This is a genomic window from Paenibacillus qinlingensis (assembly GCF_013204845.1).
GTDB lineage: Bacteria > Bacillota > Bacilli > Paenibacillales > NBRC-103111 > Paenibacillus_E > Paenibacillus_E qinlingensis.
In genome coordinates this window covers 37,244-61,500 of sequence record NZ_JABMKY010000010.1, presented here as the reverse complement: position 1 = coordinate 61,500, position 24,257 = coordinate 37,244, and the positions used below count along the sequence as shown (strand labels likewise).

Genomic DNA, 24,257 nt, shown 5'->3' with positions numbered 1-24,257 from the left:
TCACCTCACCAGTTATTTTACATGAAAAGATCGGAAACTGCACTCCCCGGTTTTTTCCCATCTAAATAACCGCCGACAATTTGCTGTTCAGGCAGCACAGCTTGAATGCGCCCTGCTTCATTCACGACATAAATTAAGTGGTATCGTTCGCGCATAAAAAGCTTCAGCGTCTCCGCCATAGTAAGCTGCTTCGTAATAACAATGGGCTGCGCTCTTGTACCTCGGCTTAGCAACTGTCCTACACGCAATCCGCGTCCCATGAGAAAACGTAGAAAGTGATAGGGGATCTGCCGGTAGGCGTACCAATTGGAGACAAGTAGAAATAGACCTATAACTAGGATATTAATCGGCAGTTGTCCTTGTACAAGCTGAATTATCGCCATAACAATGATCGAGAAACTGATGATCATACTGATCCAAACCGAATAGACAATCGTGTTATGAAACGACATGATATAGCCTAACAAAGCTTGCATAATTTTCCCGCCATCGAGCGGCATCACCGGAATTAGATTGAATAATCCAATCATGAAATTCGCTTCTATGAAATAGTCCCACCAGTTACCACTTCCAATATCCAGTGACTTCAATATCAGTGCCAGCCCTATCATCCACACGTGTTGAAGCGGTCCCGCTATGGCGACGATCAACTCCTCACGCGTAGACGTACTCCCTAGCTCATCAACAATTAAGACACCGCCGAAGGGAAGTAGCTGTACTTCTTGTACTCTCCAACCGAACCCCTTCGCCGCGGTTAAATGCCCTAGCTCATGGATGAGCACAATGCCGAATAATGTGATTGCCTCTAGGAAATATCCCGTTATCGCACAGCCAATCATAATTAACGTAAATAGTGGATGAAATCGGTATTTCGTCCCTGCCCATTTAATCAAAGGTGATCACATCCGCCGGATTGATCGTCACGCCTTCTTTCATGACTGAGAAATACAAATTCCCCTTTGTTGGATCTTTGGCAGAAGCTTTGCCTATAGGCTCCCCTACCTTCATCCAATCGCCAACAGCTACAGTAACCTCACTGAGTCCACCATATAAAGATTCCAATCCACCAGGATGTCGAATCATAATCGTCAATCCCGTATCCGTCGTTGTACCTGCGAAAATAACCTGTCCCGTGTCCATAGCATACACTGGAGCAAACTCAGCCGTATTTAACTGGACTCCCTTGTGAGTGGTCCCATCGTACCTTATCAACAAGGTTCCTTTGGCCGGCGCGAACAACGTGCGCTTCGAAGTGCTTACAATCACTGCTTCATTGCCTGAACGGTTAAAACTTGGAATAAAGGAAGGAGCCCCTCCGAACTTATCGGTATACCAAGCAGACAAAGCCGTAAAGTCATAGGACTTCGTTAGTGCTGCCGTTATATAAAGTTTTCCTTGATTAGCCCATGGCTTGTCTATATGAAACATGCCGTAAACAGAAGCAAATAGGGCTCCACTAATGAGCAACTTTAAAGCGATTCTCCGCGCAGATGGCGGCGTAAGAAATCCTCTTTCTACGTCATCATTCGCCGTATCCATCATAAGTTTCTGTCTCCAAGCAAATTCAGGGTCCTCCATTCGCCTTCTCCAGTCAGGATCAGCATATAACGGCATTTCCTCTTTTTGTCGTGTTGGCAATAGGAAATCAACCGACGGAGAGGAGAGTGATCCACCATGCCCTAATGGTACTTGTGACGACGATTCTCGCAAATGGCGAAGTCGCTCTAGTCGGCGTTGCTTTACTTTATCTTTTATAACCATAGAATCCCCTCCTCATAGAACTTCATTAGTACAGCCTATGAGCAGATGGACAAGATTATGTGAAAAGTACAGCCTTCGTTCGGCTTGCTGCAAAAGAAAAAGCCCGCGGCCTCGATAAGGTCACGGACTTAGCATAGCTTAGCATTAAAACAATTCAGGCGCGCGCTCCTGATGCAACTTAACACTCATGACAAGACCGATCGAAAGCATATTGATCATGAGCGAAGTCCCTCCATAGCTGACGAAAGGAAGCGTAATACCTGTCAATGGCATGATACCAATTAACATACCCACATTTTCAAATATTTGAAATACAAACATCGACACGACACCAACAACAATATACGCTCCGCCGATATTAGAACTTTGTATCGAAATAAGAATCATCCGGTAAATAAGCATGAAATAAATGAGCAACAGAACCGCTGAGCCACGGAATCCGAATTCTTCCCCGACCACAACAAAGATCGAGTCCGAATACGCATAAGGTATAAAATTACTATGAACCGAAGTCCCCTGTAAAAACCCCTCTCCGTCAAGCCCACCTGATCCAATTGCTCTTACGGCATTTCGCACTTGCCAACTATCATCCTCGGAAACATCCTGTGGGTAGAGATAGGTATCAATTCTATCCATCCAATGACTAAAACCAAAGCCTTTTAGCGTATCAAACAAACTAGCATGAAAATGTTTATATAACGTAAGTGTCAGGAAACCTACACCAACCACGAGAAAAATACTTATCAACACTTGTGAGTATTTGATATTTCCAATCCATAGCATTCCTATCAAAATAATGACAAAAATAATCGCATTCCCTAGATCCGGCTGTATGAGAACAAGTACAAAGGGGAGAAAAACAGCTAACCCTACAGGAATAATATCATTCTTCACCTGAAGTAAATCCCCACCGCGTCTAGCAAGGAGAGCTGTTATGCAAATAATCAAGATTAATTTGACGAGCTCTGCTGGTTGAAATGTCAATCCTCCGGGAAGTTCAAACCAGCCGCGGGCACCATGAATCTTTTTACCAAAAAAATAGACGGCAACCAAAGACACAATTCCAATCCCATACAAATACGGAGCAATTCGTATAAGCACACGATAATCGAATAAACTACAGGCTAGAAATGCGACGAGTCCTACCGCATATAAAATCAGAATTTTCGTAATGCTGATGTTAATGGTCGGATGATCGACAGATGCGCTGTAGACCATCATTGTACTTATCACCATGAAGGCAATTAGAATGACAACAATTGGAATATCAATGTTTTTCAGTTTGGCAAACACAGAACAATCATCCTATTCCAATAAACTTTTTCATTCGTTTTACCCAACCAGTTTTGTCTTCTAGCTGCATAAGCGGTACTGTATCGCCAACAATACGCCTAGCAATATTCCGATACGCAATAGCTGCGCGTGATGAAGGGTTCATAACCGTTGGTTCACCAAGATTAGCTGCCTTAATAACGTGCTCATCATCCGGTACAATTCCTAACAAATCGATCGCAAGTACCGAGCAAATTTCATCGATATCCAGCATTTCACCTTTTTTAACCATCTGAGGGCGAATACGGTTAATCACAAGCTTTGGTGAAGATATTTTTTCATTTTCCAAAAGGCCAATAATCCGATCCGCATCACGCACAGCGGCATTCTCCGGCGTTGTCACGACAATTGCTTTGTCTGCGCCTGCAACCGCGTTCTTGAAGCCCTGCTCAATCCCCGCTGGACAGTCGATAATGACATATTCGAAATCATTTTTGAGTTCCAAAATAATGGTCCGCACCTGTTCCGGAGTTACGGCGTGCTTATCCTTCGTTTGAGCGGCTGGTAATAAATACAGCTCATCAAATCGTTTATCCTTAATTAGCGCTTGCGGCAATCGGCAACGACCTTCCGCAACGTCCACAAGATCATAAATAATCCGATTTTCCAATCCCATCACGACATCCAGATTACGTAAACCAATATCCGTATCAACCATGCATACTTTCTTCCCCAGAAGTGCAAGTGCAGTCCCCAGATTAGCGGAAGTCGTCGTTTTACCAACGCCACCTTTACCTGAGGTGACAACGATAGCCTCTCCCATATTCCTCACCCCAGACACAGTTTATATGTAAAAAAATTATTTAATTGGAGCATCCGGCCAAATCCGATGAAGCTGATGCAGCTTATCGATTTCCATTTTGCCTTCTTTGACGTAAGCAAATTCCATGAAAGCCTCTTCGATTCCCCACTCATCTGGAGAACGACTGATGACGCCGGCAATTCGTAATTGTGTAGGCCGCATATGAGACGCAGCAATGATTGCTTTTTCATCGCCATCTAACCCTGCGTGAGCCATGCCTCGAAGTGAACCCATTATGTAAATGTTCCCTGTGGAGGTAATGATTCCGCCTGGGTTAACATCACCTAAATACAGTAAATCACCTTCGTTGTGAAGGGTTTGTCCTGAACGAATCATTCCTCTTAGCGTTGTCATGGTAACCTTGGGCTCTGGTGGAATCTCCACCTTAGGTGGTTCACTTTCGATGGATTGAATCAAGAGGTTTCCCTTCTGCTTAATCACAGCACGAATCTCTTCTTTCTGCTCATCGGTAGCCTCACGGTTGCCCAGTTTGACATTCACATGAATAATCGGACCCGTTAATATTTGTTGATGCGTTTTCTCAAGCTTATGTTGCAACTCTTGCAACAGCTCTTGCCAATCGCATGCGTCATTTAGTAAAAATACTAGGCCATCTTTGACCCCTTTAATCATAACATGGTGCTTCGCTACAGACATAATGGCATGACGACCTCCCAACCTATACATTTCGGCCCTTGTTCTAAATTCTCCTGCTTATCGCCTGGAAAATTAATCTTCCTTCGCTGAAGCTGCAAGTCGTTTGCCTTCAAGCAGTTTGCGGATGGGAACGTAGCAAATCAAGGCCACAAGTAAATTGAATAGAACACTTGGGAGCATGTAATGGGTGAGAGCCCAATTCAAATCTATGGCAATCAGTTTGAATAAGCGGTTGATCCCATAGTTAAGAAACTCAAATATGAATAATCCTAAGCTTGTAATAAGCAAGTTGTAAAAAATAAGATTGGGCTGCTTGCGCTGCGCAAGACCTGCCAAATAACCTACGAGCCCCATGCTGAAAGAGTAAACACCCAACATCGCGCCATAGTAAGTAAAATCGTGTAATAAACCGAACAGAAGACCGTAAAGCAGAGCCGCATGACGATGATGAAAAAGTCCAATAAAAATAATGAATACCAAAGGTAAGTGAGGTGTTACATAGACGATTGATTGCCATGAGGCCGGCAGCAACCATACGACCAAACTGCCTTGAAGGATAAACAGGCTGAGCAGGATGAGCCATAACACATGTCTATTCATTTATTGGCTCACCTCATTTCACTTCCGGAACTTCAACAACGAACACTTCACGAATTCGGTTAAAGGATGCTTTGGGCTTCACCATGACCTTATACGTAATGCCGAATTCCCCCGGTCCAATCGAAGAGATCGTTCCAACTTCTATCCCCTTGGGAAATACTTGTCCCAAGCCTGATGTAATAATCGTATCGCCGACTTTCATATCGTCCGCATGCTCAACCTTGTTCATCACTAGCTCCCCAACCTTGGGATCATAGGATTCAATCATCCCGAATGGCTGCGAATCGTTCCCTTTAACCGTAACCGCAATCGCTTTGGAGTTGTTGTCTGTATCATTCGTCTCCGACAGTAGCTGTACGTTGGAGTGGAACCCAAAAACTTTGCTCACTCTTCCTACTAAGCCATCGACAGACATAACCGCCATATTTTCCTTAATCCCATCTTTATCACCCAAATTAATCGTTACGGTGCTATTGTACGGATCTGGATCAATGGTGACGACCTCAGCGATTCGATACGTATAATTGTTGGCTTGTCGCTGACGTTCTGTAAAGCCAAGCGATTCCATAAGCCGTTTGTTCTGAGATTCAAGTTCATTCAACCGTTGCGTATCACGTGCATATTGCGTGAGCGTCAGCTTCAACGTCTTGTTCTCTTCATAAATGACACGAAGCTGTCTGATGTCTTCGAAGAAGCCCGCTACCTGCGCAGCGGGCTTGTACAAGAGTCCTTGCGTCCATGCTATGGAGTCTTTAACGAATTTCTCAGGCCATGTCATCGGCCCACGATTCCCTAGTGTTAGTCCCATCAAAATAAAGAAGCAGACTAAACCTGACATAAGAAAAATAAGTCGTTTATTTCCCATGAATTTAAACAAATTAGCACCTTCTAACGAAAATTAACCCTTATACCTCGAACCAGATCCTGATTTGTTTTTGAATAAGTGAATATTCTCTAATGCACGTCCCGTTCCAATCGCAACGCAATCGAGCGGATTTTCGGCAACCATCACGGGCATCCCCGTTTCTCTTGCTAGAAGTCGGTCCAAATTACGAAGTAATCCGCCGCCGCCAGTCAGGACAATACCCCGATCCATAATATCCGCAGATAACTCTGGTGGACATTTCTCAAGTGTGACCTTTACGGCTTCCACAATAGCACTTACCGTGTCAGACAACGATTCCGTAATCTCAACGGACGTTACACTGATCGTTTTCGGTAGTCCGCTTACAAGATCACGACCACGAATTTCCAGCGAATCCGCCTTCTCTGTGTTGAGCGCTGAGCCAATTTCAATCTTCAGTGTTTCCGCGGTACGTTCCCCAATCATGAGGTTGTAGGTACGTTTAATATATTGAATAATGGCCTCATCCATTTCATCACCAGCGATACGAATCGAACGACTGGTTACAATACCGCCTAGTGAGATAACAGCAACTTCCGTCGTACCTCCGCCAATATCAACAACCATACTCCCCGTCGGCTCCCATACGGGAAGATCCGCTCCGATCGCAGCAGCGAAAGGCTCTTCGATCGTGTAGGCTTCTCTTGCTCCTGCTTGCTTCGTAGCATCTTCAACAGCGCGCTTTTCTACAGCGGTAATCCCGGATGGCACACACACCATCACATTCGGATGACGCGGAAATAACCAACGCTGCTTCTGTGCCTGTCGAATAAAGTATCGAATCATCGTTGCAGTCGTATCGAAATCAGCAATTACGCCATCCTTCATCGGTCGAACTGCACGGATATTCCCTGGTGTACGACCAATCATCTTCTTGGCTGATTCACCGACTGCTTCAATTGTTTTTGTATCTGTACGAAGGGCGACCACCGAAGGCTCCCTAACGATAATTCCTCTGCCTTTTACATAAACCAATGTATTCGCGGTACCTAAATCAATTCCCAGATCTTTCGTAAAACCACCAAACATACAAACGGCTCCTTTCCTGTTGCGTGTTCTATTATATTACATAAAGCCTTGTTCCTTCAAACTTATAAATCTCTGATCTCCAATGATAACATGATCCAACACTTCAATACCAATTATTGCTCCAGCTTCAACTAATCGACCTGTGAGACTAATATCTTCCGGACTTGGGGTGGGATCTCCACTAGGATGGTTATGTACACATATGATCGAGGCACTGCTTCGTTTGATCGCTGCACGAAAAACTTCCCTTGGATGGACAATCGATGCATTCAAGCTGCCCATAGATAAAGTCTCTTGCGCAATGACATGATTTTTGGTGTTTAGGAACAAGCAAACAAAGTGCTCTTTCTGTAAATAGCGAAGATCCTCGCTCATTAAACTGGCGATATCCTTAGGCGAACGGATCGTTATCCGCTCCTCATATGAGCTTTTGGCCAGCCTGCGCCCAAGCTCAATACCCGCCAGAATTTGAAGCGCCTTGGCATCGCCGATCCCCTTGATCTGCGTTAATTGATCCTTGCTCATATCAACAAGACTGCGCAGACCCCCGCTTTCACTTAGAATCCGGCTCGCCAAATGAATGGCAGATTCCGCTACCGTACCTGTTCGTAATAGAATCGCAAGTAGTTCGGCATGACTTAACGCTCCTGCCCCCAGTTGCAGCATGCGCTCCCGCGGTCTCTCTTCGATTGGAACTTCTCGCAGCATCAAGCTTGAGCTTTCCATGTTTTCCCCTCTTCCGTAATGTAGGTTATGTTACTTACTGTTATCCCATGCATGCGGGGACAACCCCTAAAAACAACATAAAACCCCCGGATTGTGAGATCCGAGGGCTTCTAGGATAGAGATTCTGTATTCGATTGCGGGCATTCAAATGCCCTTATTTGTTCTAGCATACTGCCTATTGTATGACCTTCAAAGTAATTTTCCATTTGCTTCTCAGCATCATTGAAAACTGTACCCATCAATCTATCCATTTTGGATGATATCATACAAGGCTTGGACTCATCACCAGAGCACCAGCTCGGCTTCAAAGTACCTTGACATGTCAATCGGTAAATCTCCCCGAGTGTGACTTCCTCAGGCTTGCAACTCAGTATAAAACCGCCACCGATGCCTTCCTTCGTTGACACATACCCTGCTTTTCGAAGAAACCCCATAACTTTACGAATACGGGCAGAATGCGTGGATACATTAGCTGCAATTTCTTCACTAGTTGCCATATGATCAGGCAAGTGTGCTAACAGAACAAGGCTGTGGACGGCAATTGTAAATTCGCTGTTCATGGCAGATACCTCCCAGAAGAATGCGAAGTCATGTCGCTTACTGTCATTGTAACCGTTACAGATTGCTCAGTCAATCTTATTACCCTATTTTGGACTAGAATGGATAGAGTTGGTAATGGGACTACAGAACTTGAATATCAAACGTCAGCAGCAAGTCACTCAACAAGGAAAGTGGAAGTCCCACAACTGTGAAATAATCCCCCTCGATCCCACTGATAATCGTTGCGCCTATACCTTGAATTGCGTAAGACCCTGCTTTATCTTTGGGTTCCCCAGTAGCAATATAGCGTAAAATTTGTTCATCCGTCATCGGTTTCATCCGTACATGCGTCATGCTATGCGAGACTACTTGTTGCCCCGTTGCTGCATCCACACAAGCAACACCACTGTAAACCTGGTGCACATTCCCTTGCAGACCCTTGAGCATGCGGAAAGCATCTTGCTCATCGACTGGTTTGCCTAGAATTTCCTCGTTATACACAACTACTGTGTCAGATCCAATGATAATACCATACTGATCTTGAACATCTAGCATTTCTCTCACTGTTGAGGCTTTGCGTATAGAAAGCAACTCAACGAGCTCCGCTGGCGTTATTTTTTGTTCGACGGTCTCATCCGCGTCACTCACACGAATAATATAGGGTAGTCCGAAAGATTGGATAAGCTCCTGCCTCCGCGGCGACGATGAAGCAAGAATTAATCTTTGATGTTCTCTGGTTTGCACGCTCAACAACTCCTAAATTCATAATCCCACTGCTTTAACGTTCACAAACTCACTAGAGTTTCCGATATAGGAGATAGGCTCCTACTAATCCAATAATGCTGCATAGGTTTAGCTTCACCAAAAGGTGGAATTCATATTTCACAACTTGTAAATCTGCTTTAGGTTCCCAAGAAATTTGAACTGATTTGGTTAAAAATGCGAGAGCAGGAACGGGCGCCAGCAGCTGGCCGATAATAATCCCAGTAATTAACCCGACGATTAAAAAAATGATCAGTGTAAATGTGCTTTTTTTCATTCCTGTCATCCTCTCCAAGTATGTACAAGCACTATTATACGAGGAATCCCCTCTTTTTTCCATGCAAAATAAGCGGCCGGCAGTTAAATAAACCAATGGTGATTCTTACCTGCTTACAGCCTAGATCAATCCTAGTAAAATAGTCACCGGAGGTAATTTCAACTATGACTCTTCTCAAAAGGCTTATTCTGTTCACTTTATTCCTTACAATTGCATTCCCTTACCAGGCATTTGCTTACAAGGTCGTACTCGATCCTGGGCATGGGGGAAGTGATCCAGGCGCAATAGGTGTTGGTGGACTCCGTGAAACAGATGTCAATCTGGACATCACGTTAAAGGTGCGACAAGCCCTTCTTGAACGCGGTTACGAAGTGGTCATGACACGCACCAACGACACTTTCTTATCACTCGCTCAAAGGGTAGCTTTCACGAATGAACAGGAAGCTGACTTATTCGTATCCATTCATGCCAATGCACATTCGAGCAGTAAAGCCAACGGAACCATGGTGCTCTATTATGACAATGCGTACCCCCAAGAAGATTACCCAGCAAGCAGCGAGATGACGCAATTAACGCCGTACAGTAAAGATTTAGCACAGCGTGTACAAGATGCCTTACTCGCTCAATCCGGTACCAAAGACTTAGGGCTGACACCAAGTGCTGTCTATGTAGCCCGAATGGGAACTATTCCGAGTATTTTAGTAGAAACGGCTTTTCTCACGAATGCTAATGATGCTGCCTTACTTGCTAGCAGCTCTATGCGTTCTAAGATGGCGCTCGGCATCGCTAATGGGATTAGCGCCTATGAACCGCCTCTTTTTACCGACGTGCTAGTGCACTGGTCCAGATCATCTGTTCTTCGCATGAAGAATAAAAGCATTGTCGAAGGCGTCGGCAACAACTACGAACCAGACCGTGCGCTTACACGAGCGGAGTTCCTTACACTGATGGATCGCGTATTTTCCTTTAACAAGCTGCCAGCTGCCAGTTGCACGAACGGAAGTGTAACTTCCAATGTTTATGGCTGCGGGACTGGAGCAACGAAAACCTATTCGGACTTATCAACTTCCCATTGGGCAAGCGCCGTTTTTGCCAAAGCAGCGAAATTAAACTTACTGCAAGGGTATGCCGATGGAACTATACGTCCTAATCAAGCGATTACACGTGGAGAAGTTGCTTTTTTATTCAATCAGCTTCTACAAATGACATCACCTACTGCACAATCAACGTATACAGAAGCATTCGATGATGTCCCGAAGTCCATGTGGAGCGCTTCAGCCATTCTGACTTTGAAAGATAAAGGGATCATTAATGGCATATCGGACACTTCCTTTAAGCCTGATCAAACTATGACAAGGGCTGAGATTGCTGCCCTGCTTGATCGTTACATCACGAAATGAGTAAAAAGCCGTGTATCCTGAGCTCCGTAGAGTTCAGGGGTACACGGCTTTCTCTTTTATACGACGCTAACCGTCTTAAGGAGATTTTTCTGCGCAATAATGTACTGCATCAAGGCTGACTGCGCTTGCCACATCAAGGCCTGAGATGGCGTTTTCTTGTATTCCTCCATCGATTGAACCGCACTATTGAGCGCTGTTGTCATCTTCGTCAGCAACGGTTTAACATCTTCACCCGCTCCGTTAGTCAGTCCTGTACCGAGCGTGATTAGCGCCTGATGTGAAGTACGAATCGACTGTAAGGAGACATCCGTAAGTGCTGTGGGCTTCGTCTCCGCCAAATGAATCAGTGTGAGTCCACTCATTGCAGCCACAAGTTTGTCGCCCTCTGCAATATAATTGGGTAGGGACTCCGGCTTTGCACCAGACCAACGAATACCGGTTACCGCTGGGAAATCCACATTTTTCATGAAGACCTCAATCGTTTTATCCGTAGCCTGCACACCTTGTCTCAAGGCAATCGCATCGTCCCGCGTCTTTGCAAAGCCTACAAACACAGTAAGCTTATCGGAATTATCCAGTGCGGAAGCAAGCCCCTTCTTATTGAGCGAATCCTGAACAGCCTGAGCGCCCTGAAGCGAACTGAACACCCCATTTTGCAAAAAGGTATACGATTTAGCAGGAATTTGCACAGCAGTTACAGCTGCTGTTGTTGCTGGGAGAGCTGCATCTCCTGTACCCGCTTGTGTTTTGGTCGTGGAGGTAGCTGTTTGTGTATTAGGTGATGGCACCGTAATTTTACTAGGATTCGATGTCGCTATACTTGTGGTTGTATCTCGATCCGAAGAAAACATAGAGAGCACGAAGAAACCGAATGCGATTCCCGTTACTACTGCCCCTGCCACAGATGTGGCTATGCGAATCCATGGCGCACCGGACGACTTCGCATAGCGAGTTCCAGTCCCCGGATCCCTATAAGGATCCTTGGATGTCCAACTGGACCACTCCTCTCGATTATCCGCAGGTTTGGGCTCTATCTCGAGTTCTATCTCTCGTTCTTGTCGAACTGTTTTTGGAATAGGCGCATTCTGCCCTTCTCGAGATATTTGGGTTTCACGAATGATGCGTTCTACACGCTCTCCTTCAGATTCAATCTGGCTGTGCCAGCTCCCAAAATCAGTAGTAAACGTATTCAGCGCATGCGGTTCAAATAAGGATTCTACTTGCTCTCTTTCCCCTTGCTCATATGGCGTTACTTCCTTAGGGGTGCGATCTATCTTCGGTTCTATAACTTTATACTCTTCTTGATAGAGCGGAATGATGTTCTCTTCTTGTTCATGCACCCTGGCTGCTCTGCGTGTGGATTCTGCGCCTTCCTTGGGGTCGAAGCGATATGTGATTCTACCTTTGTTCATTCTCTTCCCTCACTCCTCATCGTATATATGGCCCGAAACGGGTACAATGCCGTAGTATCTTGTCCCAATCTTCTGTTACTAGAGTATGAGAGAGAGAACCATAATATGATTTTTCCAAGAAAAAAAGACCGCCTCCAGCCCATCGGCGCAAGCGATCTTCTCTTTAGGTATGTGCTTCGTATTTCTTGCGCAGCGATTTAGCTAACCCATCCGCTGCCTTCCAGATGTCTCCTGCGCCCATCGTGAGTACAAGGTCACCTGGTTGAACATGATCTACCAAATACGATAGTACTTCTTCACGTGTGGCAATGTGCTGAACATTCGGGTTGCTATTGCTGCGTATCAACTCAACTAGCTTAGCAGAGTCAACACCTTCAATCCGTTGTTCGCCTGCAGGTGAATAAATATCCGTTATGATCACTTCATCCGCTTCTAGGAAGGAGCGGCTAAACTGCTCGAACAAATAGTAAGTTCGCGTATAGCGTTGCGGTTGGAACACGGCGACAATACGCTTTTTTGTTGCTTTCGCAGCAGAAATCGTTGCTTGAATTTCCGTAGGATGATGCGCGTAATCATCAATAACCAAGATGTTTTCAACTTCTCCGAGTACTTGGAATCTACGTTTAGCACCACGAAACTCCTGAATGGCTTCCGCAATACTCTCGAAAGACAGCCCTGCTTCCAAGCAAGTAATCACTGTCGCAAGAGCATTGTATACATTATGTTTACCAGGCACTGACAGGCTGACTTGGCCAAGAGATGAACCGTTACATTCTACCGTAAAGGTTACCTTGCGATCACCTAGTAAGATGTCACGTGCGATATAATCCGCTTTCGTCTCAATCCCGTACGTAATTACTTGACTTTGAATTTCCGGTATCATTTCGCGCAGGAATTCATCATCCTGACATACAATCGCTTTTCCGCCAGGTCTGACTTGACTCAAGAATTGTTTGTATGCCTTCTTCAAGTTCTCGAAATCGCCATTATAATTTTCCAAATGGTCCGCTTCGATATTGTTCACTAATGCAAGAGTTGGGTGATATTGCAGGAAGGTTCCGTCACTCTCATCGGCCTCCGCAACAACATACTCTCCTTTCCCTGCTTTGGCATTGCTGCCAACGTTCATAATTTCTCCACCGATAATATACGTTGGATCTGTGCCGCAAATCTCCATGACCAAAGCAATCATGGAGGACGTTGTTGTTTTCCCGTGGGCGCCTGCAACAGCAATCCCTTTACGCTCATTCATCAGTCTGCCCAGCATTTGTGAACGATGAATAATGGGAATGTTTAGTTCCTCTGCTGCTTTCAATTCTACATCGTCTTTGGCTATTGCGGTTGAATATACAACAAGATCAGCACCAGATACATTCGCTGCCTGATGACCGATAAAGACTTGGGCGCCTTTGGCTTTCAATTTCTCAGTTAACTCTTGCTGAGCAATATCTGACCCTGAGACACGGTATCCCATCTCGAGCATGACTTTGGCAATGGCACTCATGCCGTATCCGCCGATTCCAATAAAATGTACGTGTTCTGCTTGATTCACGCCGTTCTCACCATCCTTTTTCAGAATCGGTTTGATAGGTTATCCAAGAACGAACATCAGAGATTAAATACAGCGTGCCGGATACGACCGCCAGATCATCCTGCTCAGTTCTATTTGTTAATAAGGTTAGAGCTTGCTTCCAATCGCGTTCTACGACAACATCGACTTCAAGATTCATCTCTCGAAGCAGACCATTGGCAATTTCAGCGAGAAGGTAAGCATCCCCTTTTTTATGAAAATTTGCTTCTGTAATAATGAGCGTATCCACCAATGGTAGTATATGCCTTAAGTAGCCTGTATGATTCTTCGTGGCTAGCATTCCGATCATCATATGAAGCTTCTTATAACTATACACGTTCTGAAGTGCTGCAGCCAACGTTGCAGCCCCTTCAGGGTTATGAGCCCCATCAATTAAGATGCGCGGCTCCTGTGAAACCATTTCCAATCTACCTGGCCATTTGGTTCCCGAAAGCCCCTTCTGCAAATCTATGTCCTCCACGATGGTGGCGTAATATTGACGAAGAACCTCAAGTGTCATGACCGCTACGGCAGCATTCTTCAATTGATGTTCACCATTCAATGTAATCGACAGATTCGGAATAGGTCGAAATGGTCCGTTAAACTGAAAGCTTTGATGATCGAGCTCGCTGTTCACTTCGGTCAAGTTAAATTGATCGCCAAGCGAATAAAGTGTCGCTTTCTTCGCCTTCGCTGTTTGTTCGATAACGCTCCAAATCGCTGCAGGTTCCACAGCTGTAATGACAGGTACTCCTGCTTTGATAATCCCCGCTTTTTCAGCTGCAACAAGCTCTAGAGTATCCCCTAGAATATCCATGTGATCATGACCGACATTCGTAATTACGGTAACAATTGGATTCACGATATTCGTGCTATCCAGCCTTCCCCCGAGTCCGGTTTCCCATACGACATAATCGGGATATGCCACTTTGCCAAAGTATAGAATCGCCAGTGCCGTTGAAATCTCAAACATCGTCGGCGGACCAACCTCTGTGGCTGCAATCTCATCCACAATTGGCTTCATCTCATTCACTAAGCGAAGTAGTACGTCATCCTCAATATCGGCGCCATTGACTTGTATGCGATTCGTATACCTCACCAAGTAAGGCGACGTAAACGTCCCCACATCATAACCGCACGCTTGAAGCACAGAAGCTAGGTAAGCGCATGTTGAGCCCTTACCATTCGTTCCGGCCACATGAATGAACTTCAGCCTGCGTTCGGGGTGCCCTAACTTCTCCATGAGTAGATGCATACGTTGGAGGCCCGGCTTCATGCCGAGCTTCTCCATCCGTCCAACGATCCAATCAATGGCTTCCTGTGCGGATTGGAATTCACCCGCCGTGTTCTTGATTTCATCCATTGTTCTCATCCTCTTTTACTATATGAATCACCATGTAGACGAACCTAGGCAATCGTATCATTTACGTTCTTTAAGCCTTTAACTCCGCTAATCGAGCGATAACTTTATCCCGTTTGTCTGCATAATCAGCAAGCTTAGCTTTCTCTTCTTCGATGACTTTCGCAGGCGCCTTAGCTACAAACCCTTCATTACCTAACTTCTTCTCGATCCGCTCAACTTCACCATGTAAGGATTGCAGCTCTTTGTCCAAGCGTGCAAGCTCTTGCGTGATATCGATCAAGCCCGCCAATGGCAAGTAAAGCTCAGCCCCCGTGATAATCGACGTCATTGCTTTGTCAGGTGCTGTCATTGTAAGGTCAATTTCAAGCAGGGACGTGTTACAGAAGCGTTTCAGGTATTCTTCATTTTTGCTGAGAATGTCCTGTGTCTCTGCACTAGCTGGTTTAATCAAGAGCTCTACTTTCTTACTCATCGGCACATTCACTTCAGCGCGGATATTACGAACGGAACGAATCGCTTCCATCAGAAGCTCCATCTCACGAATCGCATCCGGCGCTTCGAATGCGGCATTCTCAGTCGGCCAAGCCGCGAGGGTAATCGTGTCCCCAACATGCGGCAAGTGCTGCCAAATTTCCTCTGAAATGAACGGCATGAACGGATGAATCAAACGCTGCGTTTGATCTAATACATAAGCTAGAACCGATTGTGTCTGCTTTTTAGCCGCTGCATCCGTACCATATAAGCTTAGTTTGCTAATCTCAATATACCAGTCGCAGAGATCATCCCAAATGAAGTTGTAGAGTAGACGGCCTGTTTCACCGAATTCGTAGCTGTCGATTAAGCGGGTAACGTCTCGAACCGTCTCGTTCAAACGATGTAGAATCCAACGGTCAGCCGTCCCTAATTGGCCAGTCAAATCGATGTCTGCTGCAGTAACGCCTTCCAAATTCATTAGAGCGAATCGGGAAGCATTCCAAATCTTATTGGCAAAATTACGAGCTTGCTCAACCCGCTCCCAACGGAAGCGCAAATCTTGCCCCGGCGTGGAGCTCGTAGAAATCATATAGCGCATGGCATCCGCGCCGTATTTCTCGATCACTTCCAACGGATCAACACCGTTTCCGAGCGATTTGGACATTTTACGTCCTTCGGAATCACGAACAAGACCATGCATAAGAACATCTTTAAAAGGAATTTGGTCTGTAAATTCTAGACCTTGGAAAATCATTCGAGCTACCCAGAAGTAAATGATATCGTAACCAGTAACGAGAACACTCGTCGGATAGAAACGTTTCATATCTTCGGAATCATTCGGCCACCCTAATGTGGAGAAAGGCCATAGCGCCGAGCTGAACCATGTATCCAACACATCGTTATCTTGGTTAAGATTCGCACTTTGACAATGGGAGCAAGCTGTAGCATCCTCACGGGCTACAGTGATTTGACCGCAATCCGCACAGTGCCAAGCCGGAATTCGGTGACCCCACCATAGTTGACGGGAAATACACCAGTCGCGAACATTTTCAATCCAGTTCAGATACGTTTTCTCGAAGCGATCAGGAACAAAATTAACACCCTTCCCTGATTTTTGTGCTTCAATCGCTTGATCAGCCAGCGGTTGCATTTTCACGAACCATTGGGTGGACAAGTAAGGCTCAATAACTGCGCCACTGCGCTCGCTATGTCCAACTTGATGAACGTGCTCTTCGATTTTGATCAGAACACCTTGCTCTTTCAAATCAGCAACGATTTGCTTACGGCACTCGAACCGATCTTGACCTTGGTATGGGCCAGCATTCGCGTTCATCGTTCCCGTTTCGTCCATAACCAGAATTTGCGGCAGATTGTGACGCTTTCCTACTTCGAAATCGTTAGGATCATGCGCAGGCGTAATTTTCACCGCGCCGCTACCGAATTCTTTTTCAACATAATCGTCTGCAATAATCGGAATTTCACGGTTTACAATCGGAAGCAGCAAAGACTTCCCAATAAGATGCTTGTAACGCTCATCCTTCGGATGAACAGCAACCGCTGTGTCTCCTAGCATCGTCTCAGGCCGTGTTGTAGCAACTACGATCGAGCCTGATCCGTCTGTTGTTTCATATTTCAGATGATACAGCGCACCTTGAACTTCCTTGTATTCCACTTCAATATCCGAGAGCGCTGTGCGTGCCGCTGGATCCCAGTTAATAATATAGTTGCCGCGATAAATGAGACCTTTTTCGAACAAGCTAACGAAAACTTCACGAACCGCTTGCGAAAGTCCTTCATCCAATGTGAATCGTTCACGCGAATAATCGAGAGAGAAGCCCATTTTGGCCCATTGCTCACGAATCGTATCCGCATATAACTCTTTCCACTCCCATACCTTCTCCAAGAATTTCTCGCGCCCGAGATCATAACGCGTTTGTCCTTGTTCGCGAAGCTTCTGCTCTACACGTGTTTGTGTAGCAATACCAGCATGGTCAGAACCAGGCAGCCAAAGCGTATCAAAGCCTTGCATCCGCTTCGTACGAATAAGAATATCTTGGAGCGTGAAATCAAGTGCATGCCCGATGTGCAGCATACCCGTTACGTTCGGAGGCGGTATCACAATCGTGTAGGTTTCCGCATCAGGACGGTTACCTGCCTTGAAAAATTCATTCTTAATCCAGTAGTCGTACCATTTACGCTCCGCTTCTTTCGGGTCGTACGTGGTAGGCATTTCCGTTTGTAATTTCGTTTCGGTCATAAAAGTACCTCCATATCTGGTTAGTTGTTATAAACACAAAAAAACCTTTCGCCCCAAAAAGGACGAAAGGTATAGCTTCCGTGGTACCACCTTCATTTCATGCGACTTGCCCTAATAGCAAATAACATGACACTTAAACAGATAACGGCTGCGACCGGAAAATGCTAATGCAGGCGAGAAAATGAAACTCGGCGATTGCACTCACATTTACTGCTCCAGGGCGACTTCGATCGGATGTATCCTGAGGAACCTCTCAGCGCTGCAGTTCCACTCTCTGAAGGGCGTTCCGACTACTACTCCCTATCTTTGCAATTCCATATGTTGGTTTGAAAATGATTTACACTATATGATATCGAATTATCGACACATAGTCAATAATTTCGACGCCTATTATAAGGATTATTTTCTAGTATTGGATGAAACGGTGGATTTTATACGAGAGCAAACATAAAGAGCCCCCAGCCGCTATTAGCAGCCAGAGGCTCTTGCCTATGTATAGGTATTTATTTGGGCAAATAAATAACTTGACCCACAACAATATCTTGGTCGCCTAGACGATTCATCAATTGAAGCTCACGCGTTGTCAGTTGATAGCGCTTCGCGATGGATTCTAAGGTGTCGTCCTTCTGAACGATACATAGTTTGAGTTTCCTGAACTCTTGTGACTCCGATCTGCTCTGAAGGAATAATCGCCGCCACTCTACTGCATCTATCCGCGATTCCGCCTCAAGAGCCGCTTGCGCCTCAGCTTCCGCAAGCCGCTTGTCGGAAAGATACGTGCCTGCCTTAGATAATAGCGATTTGATGCCATATGGGTTAACCTCCACGGCGTCCGCTGCCTTCTTGCCAAAGGCAACTTTCAGTTCCTTTTTTTCCTCCGTAACAACGGTACTATCAGCATGAGGGGTCACCTTCAGCTCGATTTGTTCAAAATCAACACCTATGGAATCATCCCCCGTAAAGGACTCTGGCTGAGCCGCAACAACGGTTGGTTCAGGTGCTGCTGCTATCAACGTTGGGGATGGGGTAGGTAAAGGTGTAGGAAGAACAGGCGTTGGCATTGGCACTGGTGGTGGTTGGATCACTTGTGGAACTGGTTGAACCTGTGGTTCTTGAGCATACGGTGCTGGTGTAGGTACGGGTTCCGATACGTATGGCATGATGGGCTCAGAGCGCGGGTACTCAATTTGATGGACAAAAGTAACTTCTTCTTCCTCCCGCCAACTTTCTTGCGGCACAGAAACCATTTCTACACCTTGCAAAGAAAGTACACCTGTTACATTAAGACTTCGTGCCGATAAGAGGTCGATATCAAAATTCTCGATTTCCACCTGAATATCTTCTACACGATGAATACGATTCAAGGGCAGTGTAATTTCGACAGGAATCAAATGCTCAAGCGTACGAGGACTGCCGCCTTCTTCGCTAAAGTAGTTACCTGTAAGTAGTAGATTCCCCTTTAAAATCGCTTGATCATCCAGCGTTATTACTTGAATATGCGGAAGCAATTCTACCTCATTCAATTCTTGTATAGCCGCTAAATTCTCCTGTAAATGCACACGTTCATAAATATCAAAGCGTAACCCTGGTTGTTGTTCAGACACCGAATGAATCCTCCCTTCCGTTAATTCGAAACATACAGCAGCTCCGAATTGTTGGGTGATATACTTGATTGTCTCTAAAAGTATATGGGTGGATGAGGCCAGGCATGACTACATTTTTAATTCATTGACAATTGGTCCAACAACGTCTTGAAATCTAGTGGATACGGAGCGTGCACAACGACATCATTTTGCGAAATTGGATGCTTGAATATGAGCCTTTCACCGTGAAGAGCTTGACGTTGAAACAATCGTGAAGAGCCTCCATACAAGGTATCCCCGATTAGTGGATGTCCTAAATGACTGAGATGAACGCGAATCTGATGCGTCCTGCCCGTTTCCAACTCTACTTCAACGAGTGCACCAGCTTTCATTTGCTGAAGGACACGGTAATGCGTAAGTGCCTGATCCCCATTAGGGGCCACTCTTCGTTTCCCTGGTTGATGACGATCTTTGCCTATCGGTTCATCAATCCATCCTTCCTTTTCCTTGAAAATCCCGTGAGCTAGCGCAACATAGCGTCTATCGATTAGTTTTTCTCGCATGGCTTCATCCAATAGGACATGCGCCCATTCATTTTTGGCATAAAGTACAACGCCCGTCGTATCTTGATCTAGACGATGAATATGACGAACGCCGCATGCCTGTCCTGTTGCTTCATAATAGTAAGCTACCGCATTAGCCAGCGTCCCTCCTTGGCCGACTTCGGCTGGATGGACAGACTTACCAGCAGGTTTATTCACGACTAAAGTGAACTCATCCTCAAATAAAACGTCTAATGCATAAGACTCAGATTTAAAAGCCGCCTTTTCCTGAGGAAAAACCTTTAACCGTATCGTATTATTTTCTATGCGAATAAGTCCCTGGGAAGCTAATCGCAGGAAAAATTTGCGAGGCACAGGCAGATATGCCGTTAATTCTTCAACAGCACCTGGTTTAAGCGGTTTCCACTGTTCATTTGGGAGTGGGAGCTGCAACCATTCCCCATCACGCGACCACTCAATCATGATTTCATGCCCTTACGAAATGATAGAAAGATTGCTAGTAGAATGAGTAGAAATACAAAAACAATCGCCATAAGGTCGATCGGGAAATCAAAAAAGTAATAACGTTTCATAATTAGAACGAGCTCCTTAAGAAAGAGGGATTAAGTACACTTTATTTTAACAATTACCATTACCATTTGCATGCAAAAATATGATACTATTATTCTTGTATTGTTTTTTTTCGACATTTTCTATCAATTTATTAATAGAGCAGGAGAGGTATACCTTGGGTAGTTCAATTGCAAATCACTTTCGAAATTATAGTTGGCTGAAACGAACTTTACTTGTTATTGCAGCATGTACATTTTTAAGTTCGAGTTTTTTATTTCTTACCCCGCCAGGGACATTCATTCGTGAATATTTGGCCAAAACGGTCATCACAACGCAGCATCGTGACTGGGCTTGGATCTTCGTAGGCGCACAGCGCCGAGATCAAATGGTTCTTGAAATGCAGAACCTAACGGAAGTTAACTCGATCGAGAAGCAAGATATTGAGGCTGTTCAGTTTAATACTAACCGCCCTATTGAGAGCCTCGTCAAAGTAGAAGATATTTCTGGCACCCTGTGGAAGGGTAAGCGAATGTATGTATATGATCCACGTTCTATCCGTGTTGTCGTTCCGTCCAAACAAGGTGAAGGTGAACGAATTACAGCTATGGTTCAACGTACAGGTGCTGTTGCCGGTGTCAATGGCGGTGGATTCAATGATCCTGACGGCCTCGGAAACGGATTTGCCCCAATCGGTGCTATTATGTCCGGTGGTGAAATTCTTTATACCGACCAAGAAGGAAGCAACCCGCAACAAATTGTTGGTTTCACGAATGAAGGAACACTCATTATCGGTAAATACACGATTAACGAATTACTGAAACTTGGCGTCTCTGAAGCCGTTTCCTTCTATCCGCGAGTTATCGCGAACGGTAAACCGCTAATTACAAGCGGTGATGGTGGTTGGGGACGTGCTCCGCGTACAGCCGTCGGACAGAAAGCAGACGGTACAGTTATCTTTATCGTCATTGATGGTCGTCAAACATCAAGTGTTGGAGCTACACTGAAAGAAGTGCAGGATCTTTTCTTAGAAGACGATGTCATCAACGCTGGATTCCTTGATGGCGGAGCATCTTCTGAAATGGTTTATAATAATGCACTCATTACCAAACCATCTAGCCGTTATGGCGAGCGTCGCTTACCTTCAGCTTTCTTAGTGTTCGATCATCCTGAGAAAGTCCATGTGAAGAACATTTGGGAGGGCTTGACGACAATTGATGCAGGCGGTGCTTCAACTCACCCTGAATTCTTGAAAGAACAAGCCGAACTGAAAGCGCAAGGTAAATTACCAACGCCTACGCCGAAAGCAACGCCTACACCATCTCCAAAACCAGAAAACACAGCTGAATCAGTCAAAGGTGGCGGGTCATCTTCGCCTTCAAGTACCGACTCGACGAAGCCTAGCTCGACGGATAAGCCGTCAACTGGAACACCAACGAATACAACTAGCCCAACACCAACAAATACAGGCAACCCTACATCAACGCCTACACCTACACCTACGCCAAGTGGTGGGAATACGAATACGGGTGGTACGAACACAGGTACCAACACGGGGAGTACCAAGCCAACGACGACGACAACACCGTCGCCTACGCCGAGTCCCACACCGAAGCCAGCAACGAATGGAACGGAGACAGTACCAAACGCATCTACTTCTACTGCGCCAACAGTTAAACCTAACTAGTAGAAGAAATGGATGAGCAACAGCGATTACTTCTAGAAAGTTAGCAACCGTTACTACGGATGCTAACTTTTTTTTATCCAAACGCCGGCGCGACGCGATAAGGCACCTGCGTGGCCGGGTGATACGCCGGCGCAGTGCCCAGCGGGTGATATGCACGCCGCGGGCGTGGCGTTTCAGCGCGAGGAAGTTGCTGCTTTTGTGGCGTTTGGAGGGGGGAGGTAACTGGACTATTGTATTAACTGGAAAAAGTACAGCATTAGAGTGAAAATTCATCAGAAATTTGATTTAACTGGAAATTATGTAGTTAAAAATGCCTCTATTGTTCAGATCGAGTAAATTGGGCAGAATTAACTGTAGTTTTTCCATCTAACTCTGCGTTTGATTGGGAAATCGCAAATTTAACTGTAGAAAATCCATCTATTCCTCTGAGGTACAAGATAGTTATTAAACTTGTTCGTCTTATTCACTAAAATGACTCAGCAAACTATATTTCTACTTCTTCAGCTACTCCCACTCTTACTCTTACTCCTATACCTACCTCCACACCCCAACTTAACCAGCAACCGCACATCATACATACATACATACATACATCACTCCGAATAAAATAAGGGCAGCCCTCACGTAGAACATGCTACGGAGGGCTGCCCCTTTCTTATAATCGTTTCAAAGCCTCGCGATGAGCCTCAATTGTCGTTTCAATATCCGCATCGGAATGCACGGTAGATACAAACATCCCCTCAAACTGCGAAGGTGCAACCGAAACACCGAGATCTAGTAGATTACCGAAATAAGCATTAAATCGGCCAAGGTCAGATGTTTTGGCTGTTTCGTAGTTGGTGACTGGTCTCTCCGTGAAAAACGGACAAACCATTGATCCTACACGATTGATCGTGCTGGCAATGCCGAACTCCGCAGCATTCGCAGCAAAGCCCGCTTCTAGTCTAGCTGACTTGCGTTCCAGCTCCTCATAAACATTCGGCTCGCCTAGTAAGGATAATGTCGCGAAACCAGCTGCCATGGCAAGTGGGTTACCCGATAACGTACCTGCTTGGTAAATCGGACCTGCAGGAGCCATCTGCTCCATAATGTCTAAACGGCCGCCATAAGCACCTACTGGAAGCCCGCCACCGATAACTTTGCCTAGACAAGTTAGATCTGGTGTTACGCCGTATAAACCTTGTGCACAGTTCTTATGTACACGGAAACCGGTCATAACCTCATCAAAAATCAACAAGGAACCATACTGCTTGGTAATATCACGTAGACCTTGCAAGAAACCATTTGCTGGAGGAACAACCCCCATATTCCCTGCAATGGGTTCTACGATAAGCGCGGCAATTTCTTCTCCAAACTTTTCGAAAACAAGCTTTACGGAATCCAAATCATTATAAGGCACAGTAATTGTGTTAGACGCCACGCTACTTGGTACACCAGGGCTATCTGGTAATCCAAGTGTAGCAACCCCAGACCCAGCCTTGATCAACAATGCATCTGCATGCCCATGATAGCTTCCTTCGAATTTAACGATCTTGTCGCGCTTCGTGAATCCACGAGCTAGACGCAACGCACTCATTGTGGCTTCCGTCCCCGAATTGACCATACGAACCATATCAATTGACGGTACGCGTTCAATGACAAGCTTAGCCATCTCGGTTTCAAGCAACGTTGGAGCACCAAAGCTTGTACCTTTTATAGCTGTAGCGTGGATCGCTTCCAAAACCTTCGGATGTGCATGTCCTACAATGAGGGGTCCCCATGAACCAACATAATCAATAAACGTATTCCCATCAATATCCGTAACTCGCGAGCCGGATCCACTCTCCATGAATAACGGTGTTAAGCCCACTGATTTAAAAGCACGAACTGGACTGTTCACCCCTCCAGGAATCAGCTTTCTTGATTCTTGAAAAGCAGCCGCTGACTGTTTGTCGATTCTGCTCGAATTTACCATTATTTAGCCCCCAATAACGTAATCTTGTGATAAAATGAGGTCATAACCTACCCAT

21 protein-coding genes and 1 other annotated feature are annotated in these 24,257 nt (G+C 45.5%); of the genes, 2 read left to right on the top strand and 19 right to left on the bottom strand.

The window, feature by feature from the left end:
- Window positions 1-17 precede the first annotated feature (17 nt).
- From HQN88_RS18815 to HQN88_RS18760, 12 genes are all read right to left on the bottom strand, one after another.
- Entirely contained in the window at window positions 18-893 is an 876-nt protein-coding gene (locus HQN88_RS18815) for a M50 family metallopeptidase (RefSeq protein ID WP_246320323.1), read from the bottom strand.
- Entirely contained in the window at window positions 886-1,761 is an 876-nt protein-coding gene (locus tag HQN88_RS18810; protein ID WP_173115366.1) for a M23 family metallopeptidase, read from the bottom strand. The genes HQN88_RS18815 and HQN88_RS18810 overlap by 8 nt, the downstream gene beginning before the upstream one ends.
- Before the next feature lie 144 nt (window positions 1,762-1,905).
- Window positions 1,906-3,054: an FtsW/RodA/SpoVE family cell cycle protein gene (locus HQN88_RS18805; RefSeq protein WP_173115363.1), complete on the bottom strand. Its 1,149-nt coding sequence runs from the start codon at window positions 3,052-3,054 to the stop codon at window positions 1,906-1,908.
- 7 nt (window positions 3,055-3,061) lie between these two features.
- Window positions 3,062-3,856, bottom strand: coding sequence for a septum site-determining protein MinD (gene minD / locus HQN88_RS18800; protein WP_056610363.1), 795 nt, complete (start codon window positions 3,854-3,856; stop codon window positions 3,062-3,064).
- A 36-nt stretch (window positions 3,857-3,892) separates the two neighbouring features.
- Window positions 3,893-4,552 (bottom strand): septum site-determining protein MinC, encoded by a 660-nt coding sequence (minC, locus tag HQN88_RS18795; RefSeq protein ID WP_173115360.1) that lies wholly within the window; start codon window positions 4,550-4,552, stop codon window positions 3,893-3,895.
- A 72-nt stretch (window positions 4,553-4,624) separates the two neighbouring features.
- Window positions 4,625-5,152, bottom strand: a complete 528-nt coding sequence (gene mreD, locus HQN88_RS18790) for a rod shape-determining protein MreD (protein WP_173115357.1) — start codon at window positions 5,150-5,152, stop codon at window positions 4,625-4,627.
- Window positions 5,153-5,165: 13 nt separating this feature from the next.
- On the bottom strand, window positions 5,166-6,029 hold the full coding sequence (gene mreC / locus HQN88_RS18785; RefSeq protein ID WP_246320322.1) for a rod shape-determining protein MreC: 864 nt from the start codon (window positions 6,027-6,029) through the stop codon (window positions 5,166-5,168).
- 21 nt (window positions 6,030-6,050) lie between these two features.
- Window positions 6,051-7,085 (bottom strand): rod shape-determining protein, encoded by a 1,035-nt coding sequence (locus HQN88_RS18780; protein WP_173115354.1) that lies wholly within the window; start codon window positions 7,083-7,085, stop codon window positions 6,051-6,053.
- A 36-nt stretch (window positions 7,086-7,121) separates the two neighbouring features.
- Window positions 7,122-7,811 (bottom strand): RadC family protein, encoded by a 690-nt coding sequence (radC, locus tag HQN88_RS18775; protein ID WP_173115351.1) that lies wholly within the window; start codon window positions 7,809-7,811, stop codon window positions 7,122-7,124.
- A gap of 110 nt (window positions 7,812-7,921) precedes the next feature.
- The gene (locus HQN88_RS18770) at window positions 7,922-8,371 is read right to left on the bottom strand and encodes an RrF2 family transcriptional regulator (RefSeq protein WP_173115348.1); all 450 of its coding nucleotides are present in this window, start codon (window positions 8,369-8,371) and stop codon (window positions 7,922-7,924) included.
- Between the two features lie 121 nt (window positions 8,372-8,492).
- On the bottom strand, window positions 8,493-9,095 hold the full coding sequence (locus tag HQN88_RS18765) for a Maf family protein (RefSeq protein ID WP_173115345.1): 603 nt from the start codon (window positions 9,093-9,095) through the stop codon (window positions 8,493-8,495).
- Between the two features lie 52 nt (window positions 9,096-9,147).
- Window positions 9,148-9,390 carry a DUF4321 domain-containing protein gene (locus HQN88_RS18760; protein WP_056610348.1) on the bottom strand — a complete coding sequence of 81 codons (243 nt, stop codon included), beginning with the start codon at window positions 9,388-9,390 and terminating at the stop codon, window positions 9,148-9,150.
- A 164-nt stretch (window positions 9,391-9,554) separates the two neighbouring features.
- On the opposite strand from HQN88_RS18760, the gene HQN88_RS18755 reads away from it, so the two are divergent.
- Window positions 9,555-10,790, top strand: coding sequence for an N-acetylmuramoyl-L-alanine amidase (locus HQN88_RS18755; protein ID WP_173115342.1), 1,236 nt, complete (start codon window positions 9,555-9,557; stop codon window positions 10,788-10,790).
- 56 nt (window positions 10,791-10,846) lie between these two features.
- Here HQN88_RS18755 and HQN88_RS18750 read toward each other — a convergent pair whose 3' ends face one another.
- The 6 genes from HQN88_RS18750 to HQN88_RS18725 all read right to left on the bottom strand — a co-directional run bounded on the left by HQN88_RS18750 (window position 10,847) and on the right by HQN88_RS18725 (window position 20,474).
- The gene (locus HQN88_RS18750; protein WP_173115339.1) at window positions 10,847-12,202 is read right to left on the bottom strand and encodes a hypothetical protein; all 1,356 of its coding nucleotides are present in this window, start codon (window positions 12,200-12,202) and stop codon (window positions 10,847-10,849) included.
- A 163-nt stretch (window positions 12,203-12,365) separates the two neighbouring features.
- Window positions 12,366-13,754 carry a UDP-N-acetylmuramate--L-alanine ligase gene (gene murC, locus HQN88_RS18745; protein WP_173115336.1) on the bottom strand — a complete coding sequence of 463 codons (1,389 nt, stop codon included), beginning with the start codon at window positions 13,752-13,754 and terminating at the stop codon, window positions 12,366-12,368.
- Between the two features lie 7 nt (window positions 13,755-13,761).
- Entirely contained in the window at window positions 13,762-15,135 is a 1,374-nt protein-coding gene (locus HQN88_RS18740) for a bifunctional folylpolyglutamate synthase/dihydrofolate synthase (protein WP_420794187.1), read from the bottom strand.
- A 70-nt stretch (window positions 15,136-15,205) separates the two neighbouring features.
- Entirely contained in the window at window positions 15,206-17,866 is a 2,661-nt protein-coding gene (locus HQN88_RS18735) for a valine--tRNA ligase (RefSeq protein WP_173115330.1), read from the bottom strand.
- Between the two features lie 55 nt (window positions 17,867-17,921).
- Window positions 17,922-18,182 (bottom strand) — a binding site (T-box leader).
- A gap of 187 nt (window positions 18,183-18,369) precedes the next feature.
- Window positions 18,370-19,470: a LysM peptidoglycan-binding domain-containing protein gene (locus HQN88_RS38430; protein WP_173115327.1), complete on the bottom strand. Its 1,101-nt coding sequence runs from the start codon at window positions 19,468-19,470 to the stop codon at window positions 18,370-18,372.
- Between the two features lie 116 nt (window positions 19,471-19,586).
- A complete protein-coding gene (locus HQN88_RS18725) occupies window positions 19,587-20,474 on the bottom strand; it encodes an RluA family pseudouridine synthase (RefSeq protein ID WP_173115324.1) in 888 nt (295 codons plus the stop codon).
- Window positions 20,475-20,739: 265 nt separating this feature from the next.
- On the opposite strand from HQN88_RS18725, the gene HQN88_RS18720 reads away from it, so the two are divergent.
- Window positions 20,740-22,248 carry a phosphodiester glycosidase family protein gene (locus tag HQN88_RS18720; RefSeq protein ID WP_246320321.1) on the top strand — a complete coding sequence of 503 codons (1,509 nt, stop codon included), beginning with the start codon at window positions 20,740-20,742 and terminating at the stop codon, window positions 22,246-22,248.
- Window positions 22,249-22,903: 655 nt separating this feature from the next.
- Here the strand turns inward: HQN88_RS18720 and hemL are convergent.
- On the bottom strand, window positions 22,904-24,202 hold the full coding sequence (hemL, locus tag HQN88_RS18715) for a glutamate-1-semialdehyde 2,1-aminomutase (protein WP_173115318.1): 1,299 nt from the start codon (window positions 24,200-24,202) through the stop codon (window positions 22,904-22,906).
- Window positions 24,203-24,257 lie beyond the last annotated feature (55 nt).

Coding starts and splice junctions, on each gene's coding strand:
- HQN88_RS18735 (WP_173115330.1), bottom strand. CDS start 17,866: ATGACCGAAACGAAATTACAAACGGAAATGCCTACCACGTACGACCCG.
- HQN88_RS18770 (WP_173115348.1), bottom strand. CDS start 8,371: ATGAACAGCGAATTTACAATTGCCGTCCACAGCCTTGTTCTGTTAGCA.
- minC (WP_173115360.1), bottom strand. CDS start 4,552: ATGTCTGTAGCGAAGCACCATGTTATGATTAAAGGGGTCAAAGATGGC.
- hemL (WP_173115318.1), bottom strand. CDS start 24,202: ATGGTAAATTCGAGCAGAATCGACAAACAGTCAGCGGCTGCTTTTCAA.
- mreD (WP_173115357.1), bottom strand. CDS start 5,152: ATGAATAGACATGTGTTATGGCTCATCCTGCTCAGCCTGTTTATCCTT.
- HQN88_RS18750 (WP_173115339.1), bottom strand. CDS start 12,202: ATGAACAAAGGTAGAATCACATATCGCTTCGACCCCAAGGAAGGCGCA.
- HQN88_RS18740 (WP_420794187.1), bottom strand. CDS start 15,135: ATGGATGAAATCAAGAACACGGCGGGTGAATTCCAATCCGCACAGGAA.
- minD (WP_056610363.1), bottom strand. CDS start 3,856: ATGGGAGAGGCTATCGTTGTCACCTCAGGTAAAGGTGGCGTTGGTAAA.
- HQN88_RS18780 (WP_173115354.1), bottom strand. CDS start 7,085: ATGTTTGGTGGTTTTACGAAAGATCTGGGAATTGATTTAGGTACCGCG.
- radC (WP_173115351.1), bottom strand. CDS start 7,811: ATGGAAAGCTCAAGCTTGATGCTGCGAGAAGTTCCAATCGAAGAGAGA.
- HQN88_RS18760 (WP_056610348.1), bottom strand. CDS start 9,390: ATGAAAAAAAGCACATTTACACTGATCATTTTTTTAATCGTCGGGTTA.
- HQN88_RS18725 (WP_173115324.1), bottom strand. CDS start 20,474: ATGATTGAGTGGTCGCGTGATGGGGAATGGTTGCAGCTCCCACTCCCA.
- HQN88_RS18810 (WP_173115366.1), bottom strand. CDS start 1,761: ATGGTTATAAAAGATAAAGTAAAGCAACGCCGACTAGAGCGACTTCGC.
- HQN88_RS18755 (WP_173115342.1), top strand. CDS start 9,555: ATGACTCTTCTCAAAAGGCTTATTCTGTTCACTTTATTCCTTACAATT.